Origin of the sequence: Burkholderia sp. FL-7-2-10-S1-D7 (assembly GCF_001524185.1) — a bacterium.
Lineage (GTDB): Bacteria > Pseudomonadota > Gammaproteobacteria > Burkholderiales > Burkholderiaceae > Burkholderia > Burkholderia diffusa.
On the sequence record NZ_LOWY01000100.1, the window covers coordinates 225,365 to 245,779 of the forward strand.

Here is a 20,415-nt window from a genome sequence, read left to right on the forward strand (position 1 = left end):
CGCCGTCGGCCGCCGCATCCCCGCATCGCACGATAGCCGGAAGCCGCGATGATCCGACGCACCCGTTCGCACCCCGATGCAGCGCCGCTTTCGGCGCCGCGCTATGTCAGATGGCGCTGGCTGCATTTCCGCCGCGCGTGGACCGACACGCGCGCCGACCGCATTCCGAGCTGGTCGCGCCTGTACGTGCGGACCTACCTGCATCTGCTCGGCCTCGTGCTGCTGACCGCGCTCGTGCCGGCGCTCGCGTTGTGCGTCGTGCTGTCGCCGGAAGTCGTGTGGCACGCGTTCGACGCGCTGCCGGGCGATATCTGGATCGTGCTCGCGTTCGTGTTCGCGGCGCCCGCGCTCGCCGCATATCGGTGGATGCGGCCGGTCTGGTCGGATCTCGTGATGGTGCGCGAGCGCGCGATCGACTTCACCGGCGGCCGCTTCAACACGCGCGCGCGGGAGTCGCACAGCGTGATCATCGGCCCGCTCGCGCGCACGCTGAATGCGCTCGCGATGCGCATGGAGCGGCTGATCGCGGCGCAGCGCGACCTGACGAACGGGATCTCGCACGAGCTGCGCACGCCGCTCGCGCGCGTGCGCTTCGCGCTCGAGATGCTGCGCGAACCGGGCTCCGCCGCCGAATACCACGGTGCGCTGGAGAGCATCGCGCAGGACGTGACCGAGCTCGAGGAGCTGATCGACATGAGCCTCACGTATGCGCGGCTCGAATACAGCTCGCTGCAGTCGAACCTCGAACTGACCGCGCCGGTCGCGTGGTTCGAGCACCAGGTCAGCGACGCGCAGCTGCTGTATCCGGAGCGCGCGATCGAGTCGCGCATCGCGATCGCGTCGGACCTGCGCGTGAAGATGGACCGGCGGCTGATGTCGTACGCGATGCGCAACCTGCTGCGCAACGCGAGCAAATATGCGGCGTCGCGGATCGTCGTCGGGATCGCGATCGAGCACGGCAACATCGCGATCTTCGTCGAGGACGACGGCCCGGGCGTGCCGGAGAGCGAGCGCGAGCGGATCTTCGACGCGTTCGTGCGCCTCGACCGCCGCACCGGCGGCTACGGGCTCGGCCTCGCGATCACGCGGCAGGTGCTCCACGCGCACAACGGCCGGATCGCGGTGGTGGATCCGGTCGAACTCGGCGGCGCGCGCTTCGAGATCAGCTGGCCGATCTGAGCGCCGTCAATACGTGCGGCCGAGCTGCAGGTAGATGTTGCGCCGGCCGCCCGGCGCGAGCGCGACACCCATGTACAGCGGACCGAATGCGGTCGACAGGCTCGTGAAGAACGTGTAGCTCTGCTTGAGCGTGCCGCCGCCGACCTTCACACCGCTCGACCACACATTGCCGACTTCCGCGCTGGCGCCGACCGACAGCGCCTTGATCGGGGACGCGTTGAACGTCATCAGCTGGTTCATGTACGTCACGTTACCGTACGCGAGTTCATTGCCGGTCAGCTGGTCGGCCGCATACGCGGCCAGATGCTGGAACCCGCCGAGCGTGAAGTTGAACGCGTTGATCAGGTTGGTGCCGCCGATGCTCTTGCCGCCCTCGATCGTTGCGCTGACGCTGTGCCGGCCGAACTGCTGCGCGATCATCGCCTTGCCGTAGAGCTCGGTGTAAGGCGTGTTCGACGTATCGGCGAGGTCCTCCGCGGACTGGCTGTTGTGCGACCACAGCGATCGTTCGACGCGGAATTCGCCGTAGTAGCCGCGGCGCGGGAACATCGGATCGTCGAGCTGATCGATGACGAGCCGCGCCCGCGCGGTCAGCGCCTGCGACGTGAAGCTCGGCCATATCAGCGTCGAGCTGCCGTCATCGAACGGGAACGGCAGGTTGTAGTTCGGCGAGCCGTGCCCGGTCGCGTAGCCGATGCCCATCCGGAAGTCGCCGAGCCGGGCGATCGGCAGGCCGAAGTCGAGCCCGGTGCGCGCCGTCTGCATCAAGTACTGATTCAGCTTCACCTCGCCGCTGTCGTCGTACAGGTTCACGTAGCGGCGCTGATATTCCGCATAGGGCGAAATGTACAAGCCGTATGCGGCCGGCAACGGCTGGCGCAATTCGACGCGCGCCGACTGCAGATCGCTGCCGATCGTCGTGTCCGCGCGGAACTCGAGGCCCGATTCGGTGAGCCACGGCCGCCGGTAGCCGATGTGCAGGCGGAAGCCGCCCTCGTCGGTCGAGCTGCTCGACATCCCGACGCCGAACAGCAGGAAATTCGGCCCCCAATATTTTTCCCGCGCATCGATCTCGAGCACATTCTCGTCGCCGTGGCTCACGATCTGCTGCGTCACGCTCTCGAAATTGCCGCCGGTCGTCAGCCCGAGCAGGTCCTGGCTGACGGTCGCCGGATCGTAGGTGTCGCCCGGTTTCACGTGCAGCGCGTCGCTGACGACGCGCTTCGGCACGCCGCCGGTCGTCTTGATCTCGACCCGCGTGATGCGGATCGGCGGCGGCAGCGGCTGCGCATGCGCGGACCGGTAGGCCGCGTACTGTTCCGGGGTGAGCGCAAAGTGCCTGAGCCGCGGCAGCGCCGCGGTCGCGGCGGCCGCGCCGGCGGCGATCGCCTGTTTCGCGTTCTGGAAATCGGTGAACGCGAGCGTGCCGAGGTCGGGGGTGAGCAGCACGTCCTGCGCGGCGAGTTGCTTGCGCTGCAACGTCACGTTCTGGCGGATCAGGATGCCGACCATCTGCTGCATCACGTCGGCCGGCGACGCGAGCGCGTCGAGCGGGCGCAGCGGCGAGCCGATGTCGACGGCGATCACGACGTTCGCACCCATCTGCCGCGCGGTGTCGACCGGCAGGTTGCTCACGAGGCCGCCGTCGACGAGCGCGCGGCCGTTGATCTCGGCCGGCGCGAACAGCCCGGGCATCGCCATGCTCGCGCGGATCGCGAGCGGCAGCGAGCCGTGGTCCAGCACGACCATCTGACCCGTTTGCAGATCAGTTGCGACCGCGCGATACGGGATCGGCAACTGGTCGAACGGCTGATTGGTCGGCACGGCGGCCGTCCAGTTCGCGAGCAGCGCCTGCAGCCGGTTGCCCTGCACGAGGCCGACCGGCGCCTTCACGCCTTTCTTGCCGAAGCCGAGTGTAAGGCTGTTGATGTAGAGTCGCTCGTCCTCGCGGCTGCTTTGCGGCAGGTCCGCGCGGTCGGTCACGTCGAACGCGATGTCGGCCAGGTTCACCTCCGACAACTGCTTCTGCATCTCGTCGGCGGCCATCCCGCTCGCATACAGGCCGCCGACCACGGCGCCCATGCTGGTGCCGGCGATGCAATCGATCGGGATGCGGTTCTCCTCGAGCACTTTCAGCACGCCCAAGTGTGCGTACCCGCGGGCGCCGCCGCCGGACAGCACGAGGCCGATCGCCGGCCGGCCGGCCGGACCGCCGTCGGCGTTGCAGGTCGGCGCGGGCCTGGCGGTGGGGGCGGCGGCTGTCGTGACGGGGGCGGCCGGCGCGGCGGAAGTGGCCGCCGTCGCGGTGCGGGGGGCGGTGTCGGCTGCCGGCAAGGGCTGCGCGGCAACGGTGCAACACCAGAGCGCAACGAGCGTTGCGCCCAGTTGGCGCACCCCGAGCCAGCGGGGAAAAGCGGTCGCTGTCATGGAGGAATACCTGGCGTGATCGGGCGTCGGACGCCTGCCGGGAGCAGGCAAGACCGAGAGATTACCGTGTTTTACAAGCCCGACGCGAGAGGCCGATGCGTAGCCGCGGACCTGCCGAAACACACATTCGGCAATCTCGTCGCGAAAAGATCATCGGAATTGTCTAAAGTACAGGGGCGATTTGCCGCTAAATCCCTGATGGGGCGGTAAAAGCGCGCCGCGGGGATGCGGCCTGGCCGTTTCGGCCGGTTTGTTCAAATAAAGGCTTGATATGTCGACACCGCTGTTCGGAAAGTTGTTTGCGCAACCCGTTGCGATCGACCCTGGAACGGCGAGTACGCGGATTTATACGCACGAGCGCGGCGTGGTGCTGAACGAGCCGTCGGTCGTCTGCTTTCGCAAGGGCGGCGCGGCGGACGCGCGACCGACGCTCGAAGCGGTCGGCGAGCGCGCGAAGGCGCTGCTCGGCCGGGAGCCGGGGCATCTGGAGGCCGTGCGGCCCATGCGGCACGGCGTGATCGCCGATGCGCACGCCGCCGAGCAGATGATCCGCCGCTTCATCGACATGTCGCGCACGCGTTCGCGTTTCGGCCGCCGCGTCGAGGTCACGCTGTGCGTGCCGTCGGACGCGACGGCGGTCGAGCGCCGCGCGATCCGCGAGGCCGCGTTCGCGGCCGGTGTATCGGACGTCGAACTGATCGAGGAAGCGCTCGCCGCCGGGCTTGGTGCGGGCCTGCCGGTGACCGAGGCGGTCGGCTCGATGGTGATCGATATCGGTGGCGGGACGACCGAAGTGGCCGTGATCGCGCTCGGCGGCATCGTCTACCGCGAGGCGATCCGCGTGGGCGGCAACCAGTTCGACGCGGCGATCGTCAACCACGTGCGCAACCTGTACGGCGTGCTGCTCGGCGAGCAGACGGCCGAGCGTGTGAAGAATACGATCGGCTCGGCAACCAGCGCGGTGCCGCGCACGTCGACGCGCGCGATCGGGCGCAGCGTCGCGGACGGCCTGCCGCGGTCGATCGAGTTGTCCAACCACGACGTGGCGGACGCGCTGGCCGCACCGCTCAAGCAGGTGATCGGCGCGGTGAAGTCGGTGCTGGAAAATGCGCCGGCCGAACTCCTGACCGACATCGCGCATCGCGGCGTGGTGCTCACGGGCGGCGGCGCGCTGCTCGCGGACCTCGAACGTCTGCTGCTCGACGAGACCGGACTGACCGCGCGGATCGCCGACGAGCCGGCCACCTGCGCGGTGCGCGGCGCGGGGGAGGCGAAGGGTCGGCTCACGACGTGTCCGGTGGATTGACGCCGGCCGGGTCGGCGCATGGGCGTTCCTTGCCGGTCTTTCGAACCCCGAATTTCCCGCATGCCGAACGTCGTGTCGACCTCGTTACCTGGACGGGCCGGCAGCGGCGTGCGTGACAACGCAGTGCCCGGCAACATCCTGTGGACGTTCTGACCGTCGCCTGAAGTGCCTGCGCGCGACCCGCTGCGGCGGCGGCAACGCCGCGGGGGCCGCGTCCTTTTCGTCGCTGCGCGCCCCCCCGGTTCTGGCCTATCCTGTGCGAAACACGCGACGCGCACCGCGCGTTGCGTCTCGACACAGGAGCATCGATGCCGAATCACGCCGAAGCCACCACGACTCAGGCGCCGCAAGTCGCGCCGGTTCCCCCGACCCAGGCGACGGGCCCCGCGTTCATCGCGCCCGAAGCCGATCCGCAGGCACTCGCACGCAACAACCAGTACGTATTGAAATCCGGCGACGCATTCGTGGTCAGCGATGCGCTCGGCGACATCGGCGGCCATGACGACGGCCTGTTCGTCGACGACATGCGCGTGCTGTCGACATGGCGTTTGACCTTCGGCGGCCGCGCGCCGTCGCTGCTGTCGGGCGCGACGAGCGCGGACAACGCGTCGTTTACCGCACACCTGACGAACCGCCCGCTGCCGCCGCTCGGCGGCCGCGAGACGCCCGAGGGCGTGATCCACATCGAACGGACGCGCGTGCTCGCGGGCGACGTGCTGCACGAAGCGCTGACGCTGACGAACTACGGCGCGAGCGAGGCCGAGGTGCCGCTGTCGCTGTCGTTCGCGGCGGATTTCAAGGACATGTTCGAAGTGCGCGGCACGCTGCGCCCGAAGCGCGGCACGGTGGCCGCGCCGCGCGTCGACGCCGGTGCGGTGCGGCTGCGTTACGACGGCCTCGACGAGGTCGAGCGCAACGTGACCGTGCATTTCTCGCCGGCACCCGACGCGCTGTCGGTCGACCGCGCCGATTACACGCTGACGATCGCCGCGCAGGCGTGCGTGTCGATCTACCTGACCGTCGACGCGACGCTCGGCCAGGCGCGCGACGGGGAAGGCCCGGGATGCGGCCGTGTCGCGCTGCGCACCGCGCTCGTCGGCGTGCATCGCGAGATGCGGTCGCGGCGCGAGTCGATGGCGCGCGTGAACACGAGCAATCCGCTGTTCGACGCATGGCTCGACCGGTCGCTCGCGGATCTCGGGCTGCTCACGACGCAGCTCGACACCGGGCCGTATCCGTATGCGGGCATTCCATGGTTCTCGACGCCGTTCGGCCGCGACGCGGTGATCACGTCGCTGCAGATGCTGTGGCTGCAGCCGGCGCTCGCGCGCGGCGTGCTGCGCTTTCTCGCGGAGCACCAGGCGCGCGAGACGTCCGCGTTCCGCGATGCGGAGCCCGGCAAGATCATGCACGAATTCCGCCGCAGCGAGATGGCCGCGACGGGCGAGGTGCCGTTCGCGCTGTATTACGGTGGCGTCGATACGACCCCGCTGTTCATCGTGCTCGCGGGGGCGTACGTCGAACACACCGGCGACGATGCGCTGATCGACGAGCTGTGGCCCGCGCTCGAGCGCGCCGCGCAGTGGGTGATCGACAAGTGCGACCGCAATCCGTACGGGCTGCTCGATTACCAGCGCACGTCGGAGCGCGGCCTCGCGAACCAGGGCTGGAAGGATAGCCACGATTCGGTGTTCCACGCGGACGGCCGCTTCCCCGACGGCCCGATCGCGCTTGTCGAAGTTCAGGCGTATGCGTGCGCGGCGCTCGATGCGATGTCGATGTGCTCGCACCGGCGCGGACACGCGGCTGACGCGACACGCTATGCGTTGCGCGCGAAGACGCTGCGCGAGCAGGTCGAGGCACTGTTCTGGATGCCGGAGTCCGAGTTCTACGGGATCGCGCTCGACGGTCACGGTGACTTGTGCCGCGTGCTGGCGTCGAACGCGGGCCATCTGCTCGCGTTCGGTCTGCCCGACGCCGGGCGCGGCGCGGCGGTCGCCGGCGTGCTCGGCTCGACGCTGTTCCAGACGGGTTGGGGCATTCGCACGCTCGCGGCCGGCCAGCCGCGCTTCAATCCGATGGCCTATCACAACGGTTCGGTGTGGCCGCACGACAATGCGCTGATCGCGCGCGGGCTCGCGCGCTACGGCGACAAGACGGCCGCGGTGAATCTGCTGCGCGCGCTGTTCGAAGCCGCGGTCAGCTTCGAGATGCGGCTGCCGGAGCTGTTCTGCGGGTTCCCGCGCCGGCGCGGCGAGCCGCCGACGGCGTATCCGGTCGCGTGCCTGCCGCAGGCGTGGGCGGCCGGTGCGCCGTTCATGATGCTGCAGGCCTGTCTCGGCGTGAGCGTCGACGCGGCGCGCCACGAAGTGCGTGTCGAACGCCCGGCGCTGCCTGAAGGCGTCGACTGGCTGCGCATCGACGAACTGCGGGTCGGCGACGAGACCGTATCGCTGACGTTCCGGCGCGTCGACGGCCAGGTGTTCGCGGCGGCCACGCAGCCGGGGCGGGTGAAGGTGGTCGCCGTGCTGTAGTTTTGCAGCAGTCTGCACGGACGTTGCGCGATGTCGCGCCACGTCCGCGCGCAGCGGCATAGAATCGTGACATGACCCTTGAACGATGGCGGAGGCACCTACGATGACGACCGACAATCGGCCCGACGACGGCGAGCACAAGCTCGAGAATCTGGAAGCGGCGGTCGACCACCTGCACAAGTCGATCGAGTCGCAGAGCATCGCGGCTGGCGCGGCGAAGGGCATCCTGTTCAGCCTGATCGAAACGCTCGGCGCGCTGATCGGCGATCCCGACCTGCCCGAACATGCGCGCTCCGGATACGAGGCGCTGCGCGACAAGGCGAGCGAATTGCGCGGCGGGCTCGACCGGCATTGATGAACCGGCAGCGCCGGCGTCGGCCGCAGGGCCTGCGCCGGCGCTGCACAATCTTGCGCGGCGCGCACAAAACCCCGTGCGCTCAATGAGTTAGCCGGCCGGTGCGCAGGATATCCACAAGCTTGCCAACACAATCTGTGGAGAACCGTCCGGCCCCCGAGCCGGCGCGCAGGGTGCGCGCCGCGAGGCCACAACCGATGCCGCGTCATTGACCTGTCTGGCCCGATCTACTGAATCCCCTTTTGTATCAGTGTGTTACGCGACACATTGATGGAATATCCACAGGCTTGCCAACAAAATCTGTGGATAAGTCTGACGTGATTGCTTCCTGATGGTTGAGGATTCGGCGCGCGGCGGCCGTTGCGTTCAAGCGCCAGGCGGCACGGGCTGCCCGATGCGTGCATCGGCGCGGTAATTCGTGCGCGATCAATGGGTTAGGCGCCGGGTACCCAGGATATCCACATCCTTGCCAACACAATCTGTGGACAAGCAGGGCCTCATCATTCGACCGGCGCCGCGTCGGCCGCTTCCGCAACGATCCAGTCGCGAAACAGCGTCATTGCAGGCGTGAGCGGCTTCGACTTCAGCGACGTGAGCCAGTAGCCGCCCGCGCGCACGTCGATGTCGAGCGGCCGCGCGAGCTGGCCGAGTTGCAGTTCGCGCGCGAACATGCAGGCCGGCGCGAGCGCGATGCCCGCGCCCTGCATCGCGGCCTCGACCATCAGTCGCGACGAATCGAACACCGGCCCGTTCACTGGCCACGGTTCGAGCTGCGCGGCGTCGAACCAGCCGAGCCATTCGTCGGTGCGGTACGAGCGCAGCAGCGTTTCGTTCGCGAGATCGGTCGGCCGTGCGAGGCGCCGCGCGATCTCCGGCGCGCACAGCGCGGTGAGCGGTGCGTCAAGCAGCCGCTCGTTGCGCGTCGCTGGCCAGTTGCCTTCCCCGAAGCGGATCGCGAAATCGAGGCCCTCGGCCGCGAGGTCGACGACGTTGTTGTTGGTCCGCAGCCGCAGCTCGACGAACGGGTGCGTGTCGCCGAAGCGCTTCAGCCGTGGCATTAGCCAGCCTATGGCAAAGGTGCCGACCACGCCGAGCGTCAGCACCTCGTGGAAGCGTCCGCCCTCGAATTGCTTGAGCACGGTTTCGATCCTGCTGAATGCGTCGCTGAGCACCGGCAGCAGCGCGCGCCCTTCGTCGGTGAGCCCGAGGCCGCGCGGCAGCCGCGTGAACAGCGCGCAGCCGAGCCGCTCCTCGAGCGAGCGCACCTGCTGGCTCACGGCAGCCTGGGTCACGCTCAGCTCGAGACCGGCGCGCGTGAAGTTCAGGTGGCGCGCCGACGATTCGAATGCGCGCAACGCGTTGAGCGGAAGATGAGGGCGGAGCTTAGTCATAAGAATTTCTTGTGTCAGCGCTCAATTATCGTTGCTTGTCAGGCAACCGTAAAGTCACGATAGTGCTGTCTCGCCGGCCGGCTGTTCCGCATCCATTCCACCACGAGAGACACGACATGACCTACTCATCGCAACGTCGAACCCTGTTGCTCGCCGCCGCGACGGCGCCGCTCGTCCTGACCGTCGCCGCGTGCGCGTCACCGCCGGCCGCGGGGCAGGACGTTTCGTCCGCGACGTCGTTTGCCGCGCTCGAGCGCGCCGCGGGCGGCCGTCTCGGCGTGTGCGCGATCGACACCGCGAGCGGCCGGCTCGCGCGGCATCGCGCGGACGAACGCTTCCCGTTCTGCAGCACGTTCAAGGCGATGTTGAGCGCGGCGGTGCTCGCGCAGAGCGTCGAGCACCCGGGGCTGCTGCAGCAGCGCGTGACGATCGCGCAGTCCGATCTCGTGAACTACTCGCCGGTCTCGGGCAAGCACGTCGGCACCGGGATGACCGTCGCCGAGTTGTGCGAGGCGGCGATCCAGTACAGCGACAATTCGGCCGCGAACCTGGCGATGAAGCTGATCGGCGGGCCGGCGGCGGTGACCGCGTATGCACGCTCGATCGGCGACGACACGTTCCGGCTCGATCGCTGGGAGACCGAACTGAACACCGCGTTGCCGGGCGACCTGCGCGATACGACGACGCCCGACGCGATGGCCGCGAGCATGCGCGTGCTCACGCTCGGCGAAGCGCTGCCGCCCGCGCAGCGTGCGCAGCTCGTCGCGTGGCTGCGCGGCAACAAGGTCGGCGACAAGCGGATTCGCGCGGGCGTGCCTGCCGGGTGGCAGGTGGCCGACAAGACCGGCACCGGCGACTACGGGACGACGAACGATGCGGGCGTGATCTGGCCGCCGTCGCGCGCGCCGATCGTGCTCGTCGTGTACTACACGCAGGCGCGTGCCGATGCGAAGGCGAAGGACGACGTGATCGCGGCCGCCGCGCGCATCGCGGTCGCGACGTTCGCCTGAGCGGGCGGCGCGGCGTGCGTTCATCGATGGCTGGACGAAGCGATGGAGGCACACCGTGCCGCAGGCGTGACCGGCAGGTCGAAACGTTGTGCGATCAACGACTTAGGTCACGCATGCTCAGGATATCCACATGCTTGCCAACAAAAATTGTGGACAAGCTCGCGAGCGGTCTCGTTCATCGCGCGGCGGGCACGGCGCTCGCGTGCCGCGGGCCTGCCTGCACGGTTCGAAGCGGCACGGACAAAACCTTTCGGATCAAGCGCTTGTGCGTGGTATGCGCAGGCTATCCACACGCTTGCCAACACAATCTGTGGACAAGCGGCGTGGCGCGCGCGACATGCGGTCCGTCGCATCGCATGACGATGCGCGAACGGCATGGTGCCTGCCGCGTGACGCATTCGAAGCGATGGGGACAAAGTCTTTCGGATCAAGCGCTTGAGCGCGGTATGCGCAGGCTATCCACATGCTTGCCAACAAAATCTGTGGACAAGCCCGCCCGATGTTCAGCCATGCCGATCGTCGACCGAGGGCCAGCGCGCGAACGCGAACACCCACAACATGATGAAGTTCAGGACCGGGACGAACATCGTCAGGATCCACCAGCCTGAATGCCCGGTACGCCGAACGATCCGGACATACGGATAGACGACGATCGCGACGAGCACGAGCGAGACGATCAACTGCCCTGCGGTGAAGTGTTCCATGGTCTTCCTCGGATGATGTGTCGTTGTACGATGCGGGCCGAACGGCCCGCACGCCGCGTGCGGCTCGTGTGATCCTGACGTGTCGTATGCACGAACGTCAAGCTGCGTTCAGGGGGCGCCGTTTGCGCCGGATCGTCCGATTGCGCGCGTGAGCGGACCGCGCGCTGCCGCAACGGTGGCGCGGCGCATGAATCATTGGCCGATCAACGGGTTAGGCGATACATGCGCAGGATATCCACAAGCTTGCCAACATTTTCTGTGGGTAAGTGGCGCGACGGTCGCGCCGTGTATCGAACGCGCATCGACGTGGCATCGTGATGCGAAGTGCGGCGAACCGGCGCGTGTGACGGCGCGCCGCGCGCCGCGTCTGCATCACGCGTGCCAAAGTCCGTCGGATCAAGGGCTTAGCGTCGCGGTGCGCAGGATATCCACAAGCTTGCCAACATTTTCTGTGGAGAAGTCCGCGTGGCGATCGCGCGGCGCGGCACCGCGTGCAAACCGTGCGTCGCACCGCCTCGCGCATCGGCTCACGCGGTACACACGCCTGCCACGGCGACTTTCTGGAACAGGTGCGGGCTCGCGACGGCGGACGACGGATAAGCCGACAGTTTCGCGACGAACGCCGGATGCGTGAAGGCCGCGCGAAACGCGTCGGTCGATTCCCAGATCGCGTAGTTGAAGTAAGTCGGACTGTCGCCGAGTGCGCGATGAAGCTGGGTCGAAATGAATCCGGGCTGCCGTTTCATGAACTCGGCGTCGTCCTTCCACACGGCCAGGAAATCCGCTTCGTCGGCTGGATCCAGCGTGAAGACGTTGACGAGGACGACGGGTTGCGCGTCGATGCCGAGCTGTTGCTGGATCGGAAAGGCCGGGTCCATCGGTTTGAATTGAGGCATGAAGCACTCCTGCAAGTAATTGAGGCGATGGCGCGATCACGCCTGCCCGGTCGGCGCATGAGCGCCGGACATCGTCGACAGCACGCGAATCGCCGCATCGAGATCGGCCGAACTGAATTGACCGGCGATGTCGCGGACATGCTGCTGCCATTGCCCGACCACCGCCTGGTAGGCCGCGGCACCGCGCGGGGTCAGCGCGTACAACGGAGAGCGCTTGTGCGTCGGGTTCGGCAGCGGTTGCACCAGCCCTTCTTCCACGAGCACGTTGATCTGTTTCAGGACGGCCTGCCGCGTGATGCCCATGGCGTCGGCGATCTGCGGGATGTTCGGGGCTTCCGGCGCCATCGAGATGGCGCCCAGCACCTGCCAGCGCGCGCTGGTCAGGCCGTGGGGCGCGGCAAAGGTATTGCCCCATTCGATCAACAGGCCGTTCAGGCGGAAGACGGACAGCGCGACGGCAGTCAACTTGGCGGATTTCGTCATGGTCGGGATGCACGATAAATTGACAACCAATTTACGTAATGGGTAACTGGTTGTCAAGTTTGTCGTGGATTGCCGCGGCCGGACGGGCGTGCCGGCCTTGGCAGGAGAGGAGGGATCGGTACGCGATGTCGGGTCCGGACGTGAGCGTGTCCGGCGCGGTCTGGCGCATTCGCTGCGCACGACCGACAAACCCTTTCGGATCAATCGCTTGTCTTCGTTAGCGGCCGGTTGTCCACAAGCTTGCCAACACAATCTGTGGAAAAGCCGCCCGTCGGGCGGGCGTCAGGCCGGCACGGGAAAACGCACCGTCACGGTCAGCCCGCGCCCGCCTTGCGTCGTGCCGAGCGCGACCGTCGCGCGATGCTGTTCGGCGATCCGCTTGACGATCGACAGGCCGAGCCCGCTGCCCGACGACGTGGCAGCCTGCGCGCCTTCGCCGCGATAGAAGCGCTCCCATACATCCGTGCGCTCGGCTTCCGGAATGCCGGGGCCGTCGTCGGCGACTTCGAGCACGGGTGTCGCGCCGTCGAGGCGCGCGGACACGTCGACGCGCGCGCCGTCACCCGCATAGCGGATCGCGTTGTCGACGAGGTTGTTCAGCAGCACGCGCAACGTGTCCATGTTGCCCGTGGCCATCACCGGCGACGCCACGATCGCGCCGAGGTCGATCCGGTGCGCATCCGCGACGCGCGTGCGGTCGGCGACCACCGAGCGGCACAGCGCGGCGAGATCGACGCTCGCGGACGCCGCGGCGGACGCCTGCGCGTCGGGTTCGAGGCGCGCGAGTGTCAGCAACTGTTCGGCGAGGTGGCCGAGGCGTGTCGTGCCGGCCTGGATCTGCGCGAGGATCTGCTCGCGCTCGTCGGCCGTCGACGCGCGCCGCAGCAATTGCGACTGGATCGACAGCCCCATGATCGGCGTGCGCAACTCGTGCGCGGCATCGGCGATGAAGTGCCGCTGCAGCGTGAACGAGCGGTCGAGCCGCGCGAGCAGGTCGTTGATCGCTTCGGCGAGCGGGCGGACCTCGTTCGGCATCGACGCGATGTCGACAGGTTCGAGATTGTTCGCATTCCTGCGCTTAAGGCCGGATGCGATCGTGCGCAGCGGCCGAAGCCCCGCGCCGATGCCGAACCACAGTCCGATCGCGAGCACCGGCAGCATCGAGAACACCGGCCACAGCAGGTGAACCGCGATGCCCGCGATCGCTTCCCAGCGCGCATGGCGCGCCTGCGCGAGCCGGATCGTCGTGCCGCCGCGTTCGGTCACGTAGGTGCGCCACGGCTGGCCGCCGACGTCGACGGTCCCGATGCCCGTCTGCGCGGGCGGCGGCAGCTCGGACTTGCGATCGGTCGAGTAAACCAGCGTGCCGTTGCGCCAGACCTGCAGCAGCACCGCGTCGGGATCGCTGGCCTCGAAGTCGTGCTTGCCGTCGCCGTGATTGCGGAACGACAGTTCGCCGTCCGGGCCGACGACGATCTGCTTCGACATGCTGCGCATCTGGTCGTCGAGGAGATCGTCGAGCTCGCGCAGCGCGCCCCAGTAGGTGCCCGCACTCGCGACCAGCCCGATCACGCACGCGGCCGGCAGCAGCCACATCAACAGGCGCCGCCGCAGCGATGCGCTGCGCCAGCGCGCGATCGCGTGTTGCAGACGCGTCATGCGCCGTCACCGATCCGGTAGCCGACGCCGCGCACCGTGCGGATCATGTCGTGGCCGAGTTTCTTGCGCAGGTTGTGGATGTGCACTTGCACCGCGTTGCTCTCGATTTCCTCGCCCCAGCTGTACAGCCGTTCCTCGAACTGTTCGCGCGAGATCACCGCGCCGGGGTCGCGCATCAGTTCTTGCAGCAGCACGAATTCCTTCGGCGACAGCGTGACTTCGTCGTCGTTGAGCCACACCAGGTGCTTGACGGGATCGAGACGCAGCGGGCCGATCGCGAGCGTCGTCTGCGCGCGCCCCGCGTGGCGGCGGTTGACCGCGCGAATGCGCGCGAGCAGTTCCTCGAGCACGAACGGCTTGACGAGGTAGTCGTCGGCGCCGCTGTCGAGGCCCGCGATGCGGTCCGGCACGCCGTCGCGCGCGGTGATGATGATCGCGGGCAGGGTTTCATCGCGGCGGCGCAGCGACGCGAGCACCGACAGGCCGTCGCGGTTCGGCAGCCCGAGGTCGAGCAGCAGCAGGCCGTAGCCGGTCGAGCGCAGCGCGAGCGTCGCGGCGTCGCCGTCCTTGACCCAGTCGACCGCGAAGCCTTCCTGTTTGAGGCCCTGTTCGAGCCCGCTGCCGATCAGCGGATCGTCCTCGACGAGCAGTACGCGCATGGATTCGTGTCTGTTGGCGGGCGTGGCGCCCGGGGTTCCCATCATAAGCGCAGGTGTCTTAGGCCGAGCTTAAACACGGGCGCTTCCGTGCGTTCGCGCACCGAAACGCCGCGACGGCATGCCGCGGCGGAGGGCCTTCAGGTTTGCTTAATCTTACGCTTCGTAATCTCGGGCCGTCGCGTTCAACGGGAGCGCGACGTACTCGAAAAACTGGAGGAACGAGATCATGAAACACCTGACGAGAATCCTGGCGGTCGCGCTGGCCGTGCTGCCCGCCGCCGTCTACGCGGAATACACGGGGCCGTCCACGCTGACCACGACGACCGTGAAGGAACTGCTCGCGAACGGCAAGGACGACCAGCACGTGCAACTCCAGGGGCGCATCGTCAAGCATACCGGCGGCGAGGACTACGAGTTCGTCGATGCAACCGGCACGATCCGCGTCGAGATCGACAAAAAGCTGTGGGCGGCCGGCCAGCCCGTCAGCGACAAGAGCGAAGTGAAGCTGACCGGCGAGTTCGAGCGCAAGTGGTCGGGCAAGGTGAAGGTCGACGCCGATCACGTCGAAGTGCTGCGCTGACCGGCGCATGGGTGCACCGGTGCATCGGTGCACACGGGGCCGGTGATACCATGGACGACCGGTTCCCGTTCTCACCAAGATGGCTGCCAATTTCGATGAACTCGCGTCCCGGATCCGGGCGCAATTTTCCGAACTGAGCCCGCAATTCCAGGCGGGCGCTGCATTTCTGCTCGATCATCCCGACGAGGTCGCCACCTCGTCGATGCGCAAGGTCGCGCAGCGCGCGCAGGTTCAACCCGCGTCGCTCGTGCGGCTCGCGCAGCAATTCGGTTTCCCCGGCTGGAACGAGCTGCGCGACCTGTGCGTCGCGCGCGTGCGCACGCGTCCCGAGCCGCTCACGCAGCGAGCGCGTTCGCTCGTGCGGCCCGACGCGAAGGCGTCGCTCGCGCACGACCTGCTTGCCGCGCAGCAGCATAATCTCGTCGCCACCTCCGCCCAGAACGAGCACGCGCTCGCCGACGCCGCGAAGCTGATCCGCAAGGCGTCGCACGTGCACGTCGCGGGGTTTCGGTCGTGCTATCCGGTCGCGTTCGGATTCGTGTACGGCTACCGGCTGTTCCGGCCGACCGTGTCGTTGCTCAACGGCGTCGCCGGCTCGCTCGAGATGGAGCTGCGCACGATCGCGAAGCAGAGCGTGACGGTGATCATCAGTTTCGCGCCGTATTCCGCGGAAGCGACGCGTGTCGCGCAGGCAGCGAAGGCGCAGGGCAGCAAGATCGTCGCGATCACCGACAGCGCGGTGTCGCCGATTGCGCTGCATGCGGACGCGCAGCTGATCTTCACGCACGACAGCCCGTCGTTCTTTCCGTCGCTGGTCGCCGCGCATGCAATGGCCGAGGCGCTGGTCGCGCAGTTGCTGGCGCTGGAAGGCAGCGATGCGATCGCGGCGCTCGAGCGCACGGAAGCGGAACTGCATGCGAAGGGCGCCTACGTGGTGTAGCCGCGCGCGGGTCCGGCCGTCTTGCCATCTGCCGTTTTCTTCCTGATTCGACGTAACCGATGACGCTCACCTACGACGTGACCGACGCCGGCGACGCGGACGTCCGCAAGCAGATCGCGGCGCCGCTCGTCCGGTTCAACGAACGCCAGGCCGGCCCGATCGATTTCCGGCCGCTGGCCGTGCGCGTGACCGACGCCGACGGCACGGTCGTGGGCGGCCTGTGGGGCAGCACGGCGTTCGGCTGGCTGCATGTCGACCTGCTCGTCGTGCCCGAGGCCGCGCGCGGCCAGGGAGTCGGCTCGCGCATCATGGATCTCGCCGAGGCGGAAGCCGTCGCGCGCGGCTGCCACGGCGCGTGGCTCGATACGTTCGACTTCCAGGCGCGGCCGTTCTACGAGAAGCGCGGTTATGTCCGTTTCGGCGAGCTGCCGGATTACCCGGCCGGGCATGCGCGCATTTTCCTGACGAAGGCGCTCGGTCCCCGCGCGGCGGCGTGACTGGCGGCACGCCGCGCCGCGCGCGACGCTCCGGCATCCACATCGATATTTCAGCGCGCCCCGAACCGTCGCGGTACCGCGCGCGCGTATGCTGACGTCTCCATTCCGAGGAGACCGCGATGTCCGATTCCAACGTGCAGTTTCGCCAAGCCGAGACCTTCCGTGCGCTGCACACGCGGCCCGGCGCCTTCATCATCCCGAACCCGTGGGATGCCGGTTCCGCCCGGCTGCTCGCGATGGCCGGCTTCGAAGCGCTTGCCACCACGAGCGCTGGCTTCGCCTTTTCGAGAGGGCGGCCCGACAACGCGATCGATCGCGACGAAATGCTCGACCACATCGCCGAGATCGTCGCCGCGGGCAGCCTGCCGGTCAGCGCCGATCTCGAGAACGGCTTCGGCGACGCGCCTGAGACGGTCGCCGAGACGATTCGCCTGGCGGCCGACGCCGGCGCGGTGGGCGGCTCGATCGAGGATGCGACCGGCCGTGCCGATGCGCCGATCTACCCGCACGACCTGGCGGTCGAGCGCATCGCGGCGGCGGTCGACGCGGCGCGCTCGCTGCGGTTTCCGTTCACGCTGACCGCGCGCTGTGAAAACTACCTGCACGGCCGCGCCGACCTGGCCGACACGATCGCGCGGCTGGTCGCGTACCGCGACGCGGGCGCCGACGTGCTCTACGCACCCGGCGTGACCGATCCCGACGACATCGCGGCGGTTACGCGCGCGGTCGGTGCGCCGGTCAATGTCGTGATGGGGCTGCAGGGCGGGTTGCTCAGCCTCGAGGCGCTCGCGGTGCTCGGCGTGAAGCGCGTCAGCGTCGGCGGCGCGCTGGCGCGGGCCGCATTCGGCGCGTTCCTGCGCGCTGCAACGGAAATGGCGCGCGACGGCACGTTCACGTTTACGCAAGCGGCGGTGCCGGGACGCGACCTCAATCGCTGGTTTTCGGCGCCGGACAATTCACCCGTGCGGTTCGAACAATGAGCGCCGAAAAAACGTGGGAACGTTTCCAGCCGGAAACCGATTGACAGTAATCAATCGAAACCGGCGCCGATTTGAAGTTCGATGACGGCGCAAAATTCATCGTTTATTCTCTGCGCTCCGGTTGTTTGACCATAATCGGCGCGCAAGCCACGCCGATTATGGTGTCAGAAGCCCGCCACGCGAACCGGTGCCGCGTCGTGTTGCGATTTTCCGGTCGATGTTTTGGGGTATTCGGGAGTTGCCGGTTATTTGCTGGATTGGTAATCTGCCGCATATCCGAATGGCCTGTCAGCGGGCCGCCGGAAAATGAATATATAAAAAATCGAGAGAGTGATGAAAATCCGAGAAAATCCCAGCAACGGCTTTCGCGTCGGCGATGTCGTGACGCTGAAAACCGGCGGGCCGCGCATGACCGTCACGTATGTCGGGCCGGTCGTGTTCGACGATGCCGACTGGCTGATCTGCCAGTGGTTCGACGACGGCGGCCGCTTCCGGCAGGAAATGTTTCATCACGAAACGGTGGTGCCCGAACCGCGTGCGATTTCCGCCGGGCGCGTCCGCCTGCGCATGCAGGCGCACCGCTACCGGTCGGCAGCCTGACGCCACGTCCGACACGGCGCCGCGCCGCTTGCCGCCCGCAGGTTGCTGCGTCGCAGCAGTCCGCGGTGCCGGCATGAGCATGACCGCGACATCCGCGACATTTCACGTCAACCCGAAACATGCGGCGGCCCGGCGCGCCGATACTGCACGCATGAACCCGACCAATCCGATTGCCGCGGTCACGCACCGCGATCCTTATCCTTACTACTCGACGCTCGTCGACGGGCCACCGCTCGCGTTCGACGCCTCGCTCGGCCTGTGGGTCGCGAGCCGGGCGGCGAGCGTGACGGCCGTGCTCGGCCACCCGGCGTGCCGCGTCAGGCCGCTCGATGCGCCGGTACCGCCCGCATTGCGTGGGACGACGGCGGGCGCGCTGTTCGGCGAACTGGTGCGCATGAACGACGGCGCATTGCGGCACGACGTGCCGAAGCAGGCGCTGCGCGCGGCGTGCGCGCCGATCGACGTCGACGCGTTGCGCGAGCGGGCCGCGCAACTCGCCGGCAGCCGGTTGCGCGTGCCGTACGACGCCGATGCGCTGAACGCGTGGTGCCTGACGGTGCCCGTTTGCGCGGTCGCCGATCTGCTCGGCTTCGACGACACGCAGCTCGACGATATCGCCGCGCTGGTCGTCGACTTCGTCGCCGCGCTGTCGCCGCTGTCGGACGACGCGGCACTGGCCCGCGCGAGCGAGGCCGCGCGGCAACTGCTCGACCGGATGACTGAGCGTGTCGCGCGCACACACGCGCAGGACGGCTCATGGGTCGCGGCGATTCAGCAGGCGGCCGGTGCCGCGGGTTGGCACGCGAGCGGCGCGCTCGTCGCGAATCTCGTCGGGTTGCTGTCGCAGACGTGCGAGGCGACGGCGGCGTGGCTCGGCAATGTGCTGGTCGCGTGGGATGCAACCGGTGCCGAACGCACGCTGCCGGATGCCGCGATGCTCGAGGCATTCGTTGCCGAGGTCGGTCGATTCGATTCGCCGGTGCAGAACACACGCCGCTTCGTCGCGTCGCGCACGACGATCGAAGGCGTGACCGTCGATGCCGGTGCGGCCATCCTGGTCGTGCTCGCGGCGGCGAACCGCGATCCGGCCGTGCATCGCGAGCCGGACCGATTGCTGCCGGGCCGCGCGCCGGGGCCGAACTTCGGGTTCGGCACGGGGCCGCACGGCTGCCCGGGCGAGCGGATCGCGCGGGCGGTGACGGCGGGGGCGTTCGGGGCGTGGCTGCGCGCGGGCGGTGAGGCGCCGCGCGAGAGGCTGGTGTGGGACTACCGGGCCTCGACCAACGTCAGGATGCCGAAGTTCGGCGCGGCGAGGTAACGCAAAGAAAAGGGAACGGCGGGACTGCCTAGCGGCAACCTTGCTTCTCGGCCCATTGCTCCTGGGCGGCGACGCGGCGCTGCACGCGTTCGACGAGGCCGGTCGAGAAAGTCCGCATGCTGATGCCGCGGCGCTTCGCGAGGATGGCTTGCGCGACGTCGGTTTGCGGGTTCGGCTGGCATGCCCAGTAGAGCGTCATCAGCCAGCCGATGCCCGTCCACGCGAACAGCGCGTTGAACATCGCGATCGTCAGCCTGTCGTGCCGGCCGCGCCGGTCGGCGACGATGGCCGGAAGAAAATAGAGCGCGATCGCCGCGACCGAACCGGCCACCTGAATCAGGACTGCGTGTTCCATGTTGCTGCTCCATCCGAACTGCAATGGGGCCGATTGTCGCGCTTTTTCCGTTCGTGTGCCGGAAATTGATTGTTGCGTTTTTAATAACGATCAGCGCGTGGCGACGTCCTCCGGTTGCACTTCGTTGCACAACGCGAAACCTTCGTCGAGCCAGCCGGTGACCCCGCCGATCATCAGCTTCACCGGGCGGCCGAGGCGCGCGAGCCGGATCGCCGCGCGCGCGGCACCGTTGCAGTGCGGGCCGGCGCAGTAGACGACGAACAGCGTGTCGGCCGGGTGGTCGGCGAGCTTGCCGGCGACGATCTTGCGGTGCGGCAGGTTGCGCGCGCCGGGCACGTGGCCGGCGGCAAACTGCTCCGGACCCCGAACGTCGAGCAGCACGAAATCGGGCGCGCCGGACGCAAGCGCGTCGTGCACGTCCCAGCAATCGGTCTCGAAGCGCAGCGATGCTTCGAAGTGCGCGAGGGCGGCGGCGCTGTCGGCGGCGGGGACGTCGGTGACGTAAGACATGAAATGCGCTCCTGAAAGACGGCGCGGAATGC

General features: G+C 67.9%; 20 protein-coding genes. 11 read left to right on the top strand and 9 right to left on the bottom strand.

The features are described 5' to 3' along the window. Positions 1–48: 48 nt before the first annotated feature. Positions 49–1,179, top strand: coding sequence for an ATP-binding protein (locus WS75_RS29120; protein WP_059685826.1), 1,131 nt, complete (start codon positions 49–51; stop codon positions 1,177–1,179). A gap of 6 nt (positions 1,180–1,185) precedes the next feature. On the opposite strand, the gene WS75_RS29125 is transcribed toward WS75_RS29120, so the two are convergent. Beyond that, positions 1,186–3,606: a patatin-like phospholipase family protein gene (locus WS75_RS29125; protein ID WP_082729782.1), complete on the bottom strand. Its 2,421-nt coding sequence runs from the start codon at positions 3,604–3,606 to the stop codon at positions 1,186–1,188. Between the two features lie 271 nt (positions 3,607–3,877). On the opposite strand from WS75_RS29125, the gene WS75_RS29135 reads away from it, so the two are divergent. The 3 genes from WS75_RS29135 (at position 3,878) to WS75_RS29145 (ending at position 7,801) form a co-directional block, all read left to right on the top strand. Continuing rightward, a complete protein-coding gene (locus tag WS75_RS29135) occupies positions 3,878–4,912 on the top strand; it encodes a rod shape-determining protein (protein WP_059685833.1) in 1,035 nt (344 codons plus the stop codon). Between the two features lie 308 nt (positions 4,913–5,220). Next, a complete protein-coding gene (locus tag WS75_RS29140; protein WP_059685835.1) occupies positions 5,221–7,446 on the top strand; it encodes an amylo-alpha-1,6-glucosidase in 2,226 nt (741 codons plus the stop codon). A 103-nt stretch (positions 7,447–7,549) separates the two neighbouring features. Continuing rightward, on the top strand, positions 7,550–7,801 hold the full coding sequence (locus tag WS75_RS29145) for a hypothetical protein (protein WP_059686370.1): 252 nt from the start codon (positions 7,550–7,552) through the stop codon (positions 7,799–7,801). A 500-nt stretch (positions 7,802–8,301) separates the two neighbouring features. Here the strand turns inward: WS75_RS29145 and penR are convergent, their stop codons facing one another. Then, complete coding sequence (gene penR / locus WS75_RS29150; protein ID WP_059685837.1) at positions 8,302–9,192, bottom strand: beta-lactamase transcriptional regulator PenR; 891 nt, start codon at positions 9,190–9,192, stop codon at positions 8,302–8,304. 116 nt (positions 9,193–9,308) lie between these two features. Here penR and blaPEN-bcc point away from each other — a divergent pair, with 116 nt between their 5' ends. Then, positions 9,309–10,202 carry a PEN family class A beta-lactamase, Bcc-type gene (gene blaPEN-bcc / locus WS75_RS29155; protein WP_059685838.1) on the top strand — a complete coding sequence of 298 codons (894 nt, stop codon included), beginning with the start codon at positions 9,309–9,311 and terminating at the stop codon, positions 10,200–10,202. A 503-nt stretch (positions 10,203–10,705) separates the two neighbouring features. Here the strand turns inward: blaPEN-bcc and WS75_RS29160 are convergent. From WS75_RS29160 to WS75_RS29180, 5 genes are all read right to left on the bottom strand, one after another. After that, positions 10,706–10,906, bottom strand: a complete 201-nt coding sequence (locus WS75_RS29160) for a DUF805 domain-containing protein (RefSeq protein ID WP_044847905.1) — start codon at positions 10,904–10,906, stop codon at positions 10,706–10,708. A gap of 527 nt (positions 10,907–11,433) precedes the next feature. Continuing rightward, positions 11,434–11,802: an antibiotic biosynthesis monooxygenase family protein gene (locus WS75_RS29165; protein ID WP_059685839.1), complete on the bottom strand. Its 369-nt coding sequence runs from the start codon at positions 11,800–11,802 to the stop codon at positions 11,434–11,436. 36 nt (positions 11,803–11,838) lie between these two features. Then, on the bottom strand, positions 11,839–12,285 hold the full coding sequence (locus tag WS75_RS29170; RefSeq protein WP_059685840.1) for a MarR family winged helix-turn-helix transcriptional regulator: 447 nt from the start codon (positions 12,283–12,285) through the stop codon (positions 11,839–11,841). A 282-nt stretch (positions 12,286–12,567) separates the two neighbouring features. Continuing rightward, a complete protein-coding gene (locus tag WS75_RS29175) occupies positions 12,568–13,944 on the bottom strand; it encodes an ATP-binding protein (RefSeq protein WP_059685842.1) in 1,377 nt (458 codons plus the stop codon). Continuing rightward, positions 13,941–14,603: a response regulator gene (locus WS75_RS29180; protein ID WP_059685844.1), complete on the bottom strand. Its 663-nt coding sequence runs from the start codon at positions 14,601–14,603 to the stop codon at positions 13,941–13,943. The genes WS75_RS29175 and WS75_RS29180 overlap by 4 nt, the downstream gene beginning before the upstream one ends. Before the next feature lie 226 nt (positions 14,604–14,829). Between WS75_RS29180 and WS75_RS29185 the strand changes: the two genes are divergently transcribed. From WS75_RS29185 to WS75_RS29210, 6 genes are all read left to right on the top strand, one after another. After that, complete coding sequence (locus tag WS75_RS29185; RefSeq protein ID WP_059685846.1) at positions 14,830–15,183, top strand: YgiW/YdeI family stress tolerance OB fold protein; 354 nt, start codon at positions 14,830–14,832, stop codon at positions 15,181–15,183. A 79-nt stretch (positions 15,184–15,262) separates the two neighbouring features. Continuing rightward, positions 15,263–16,123 carry a MurR/RpiR family transcriptional regulator gene (locus WS75_RS29190; RefSeq protein ID WP_059685848.1) on the top strand — a complete coding sequence of 287 codons (861 nt, stop codon included), beginning with the start codon at positions 15,263–15,265 and terminating at the stop codon, positions 16,121–16,123. A gap of 59 nt (positions 16,124–16,182) precedes the next feature. Next, positions 16,183–16,620 (top strand): GNAT family N-acetyltransferase, encoded by a 438-nt coding sequence (locus WS75_RS29195; protein ID WP_059685850.1) that lies wholly within the window; start codon positions 16,183–16,185, stop codon positions 16,618–16,620. Between the two features lie 119 nt (positions 16,621–16,739). Further along, positions 16,740–17,600, top strand: a complete 861-nt coding sequence (locus WS75_RS29200) for an isocitrate lyase/PEP mutase family protein (protein ID WP_059685852.1) — start codon at positions 16,740–16,742, stop codon at positions 17,598–17,600. A 333-nt stretch (positions 17,601–17,933) separates the two neighbouring features. Further along, positions 17,934–18,200 carry a YodC family protein gene (locus WS75_RS29205; protein WP_059685855.1) on the top strand — a complete coding sequence of 89 codons (267 nt, stop codon included), beginning with the start codon at positions 17,934–17,936 and terminating at the stop codon, positions 18,198–18,200. Between the two features lie 151 nt (positions 18,201–18,351). Next, positions 18,352–19,518, top strand: a complete 1,167-nt coding sequence (locus WS75_RS29210; RefSeq protein ID WP_059686372.1) for a cytochrome P450 — start codon at positions 18,352–18,354, stop codon at positions 19,516–19,518. 28 nt (positions 19,519–19,546) lie between these two features. On the opposite strand, the gene WS75_RS29215 is transcribed toward WS75_RS29210, so the two are convergent. Together WS75_RS29215 and WS75_RS29220 are read right to left on the bottom strand one after the other, a co-directional pair. Continuing rightward, positions 19,547–19,873, bottom strand: coding sequence for a superinfection immunity protein (locus WS75_RS29215; RefSeq protein ID WP_059685858.1), 327 nt, complete (start codon positions 19,871–19,873; stop codon positions 19,547–19,549). A 90-nt stretch (positions 19,874–19,963) separates the two neighbouring features. After that, positions 19,964–20,383 (bottom strand): rhodanese-like domain-containing protein, encoded by a 420-nt coding sequence (locus WS75_RS29220; protein WP_059685861.1) that lies wholly within the window; start codon positions 20,381–20,383, stop codon positions 19,964–19,966. Positions 20,384–20,415: the final 32 nt, after the last annotated feature.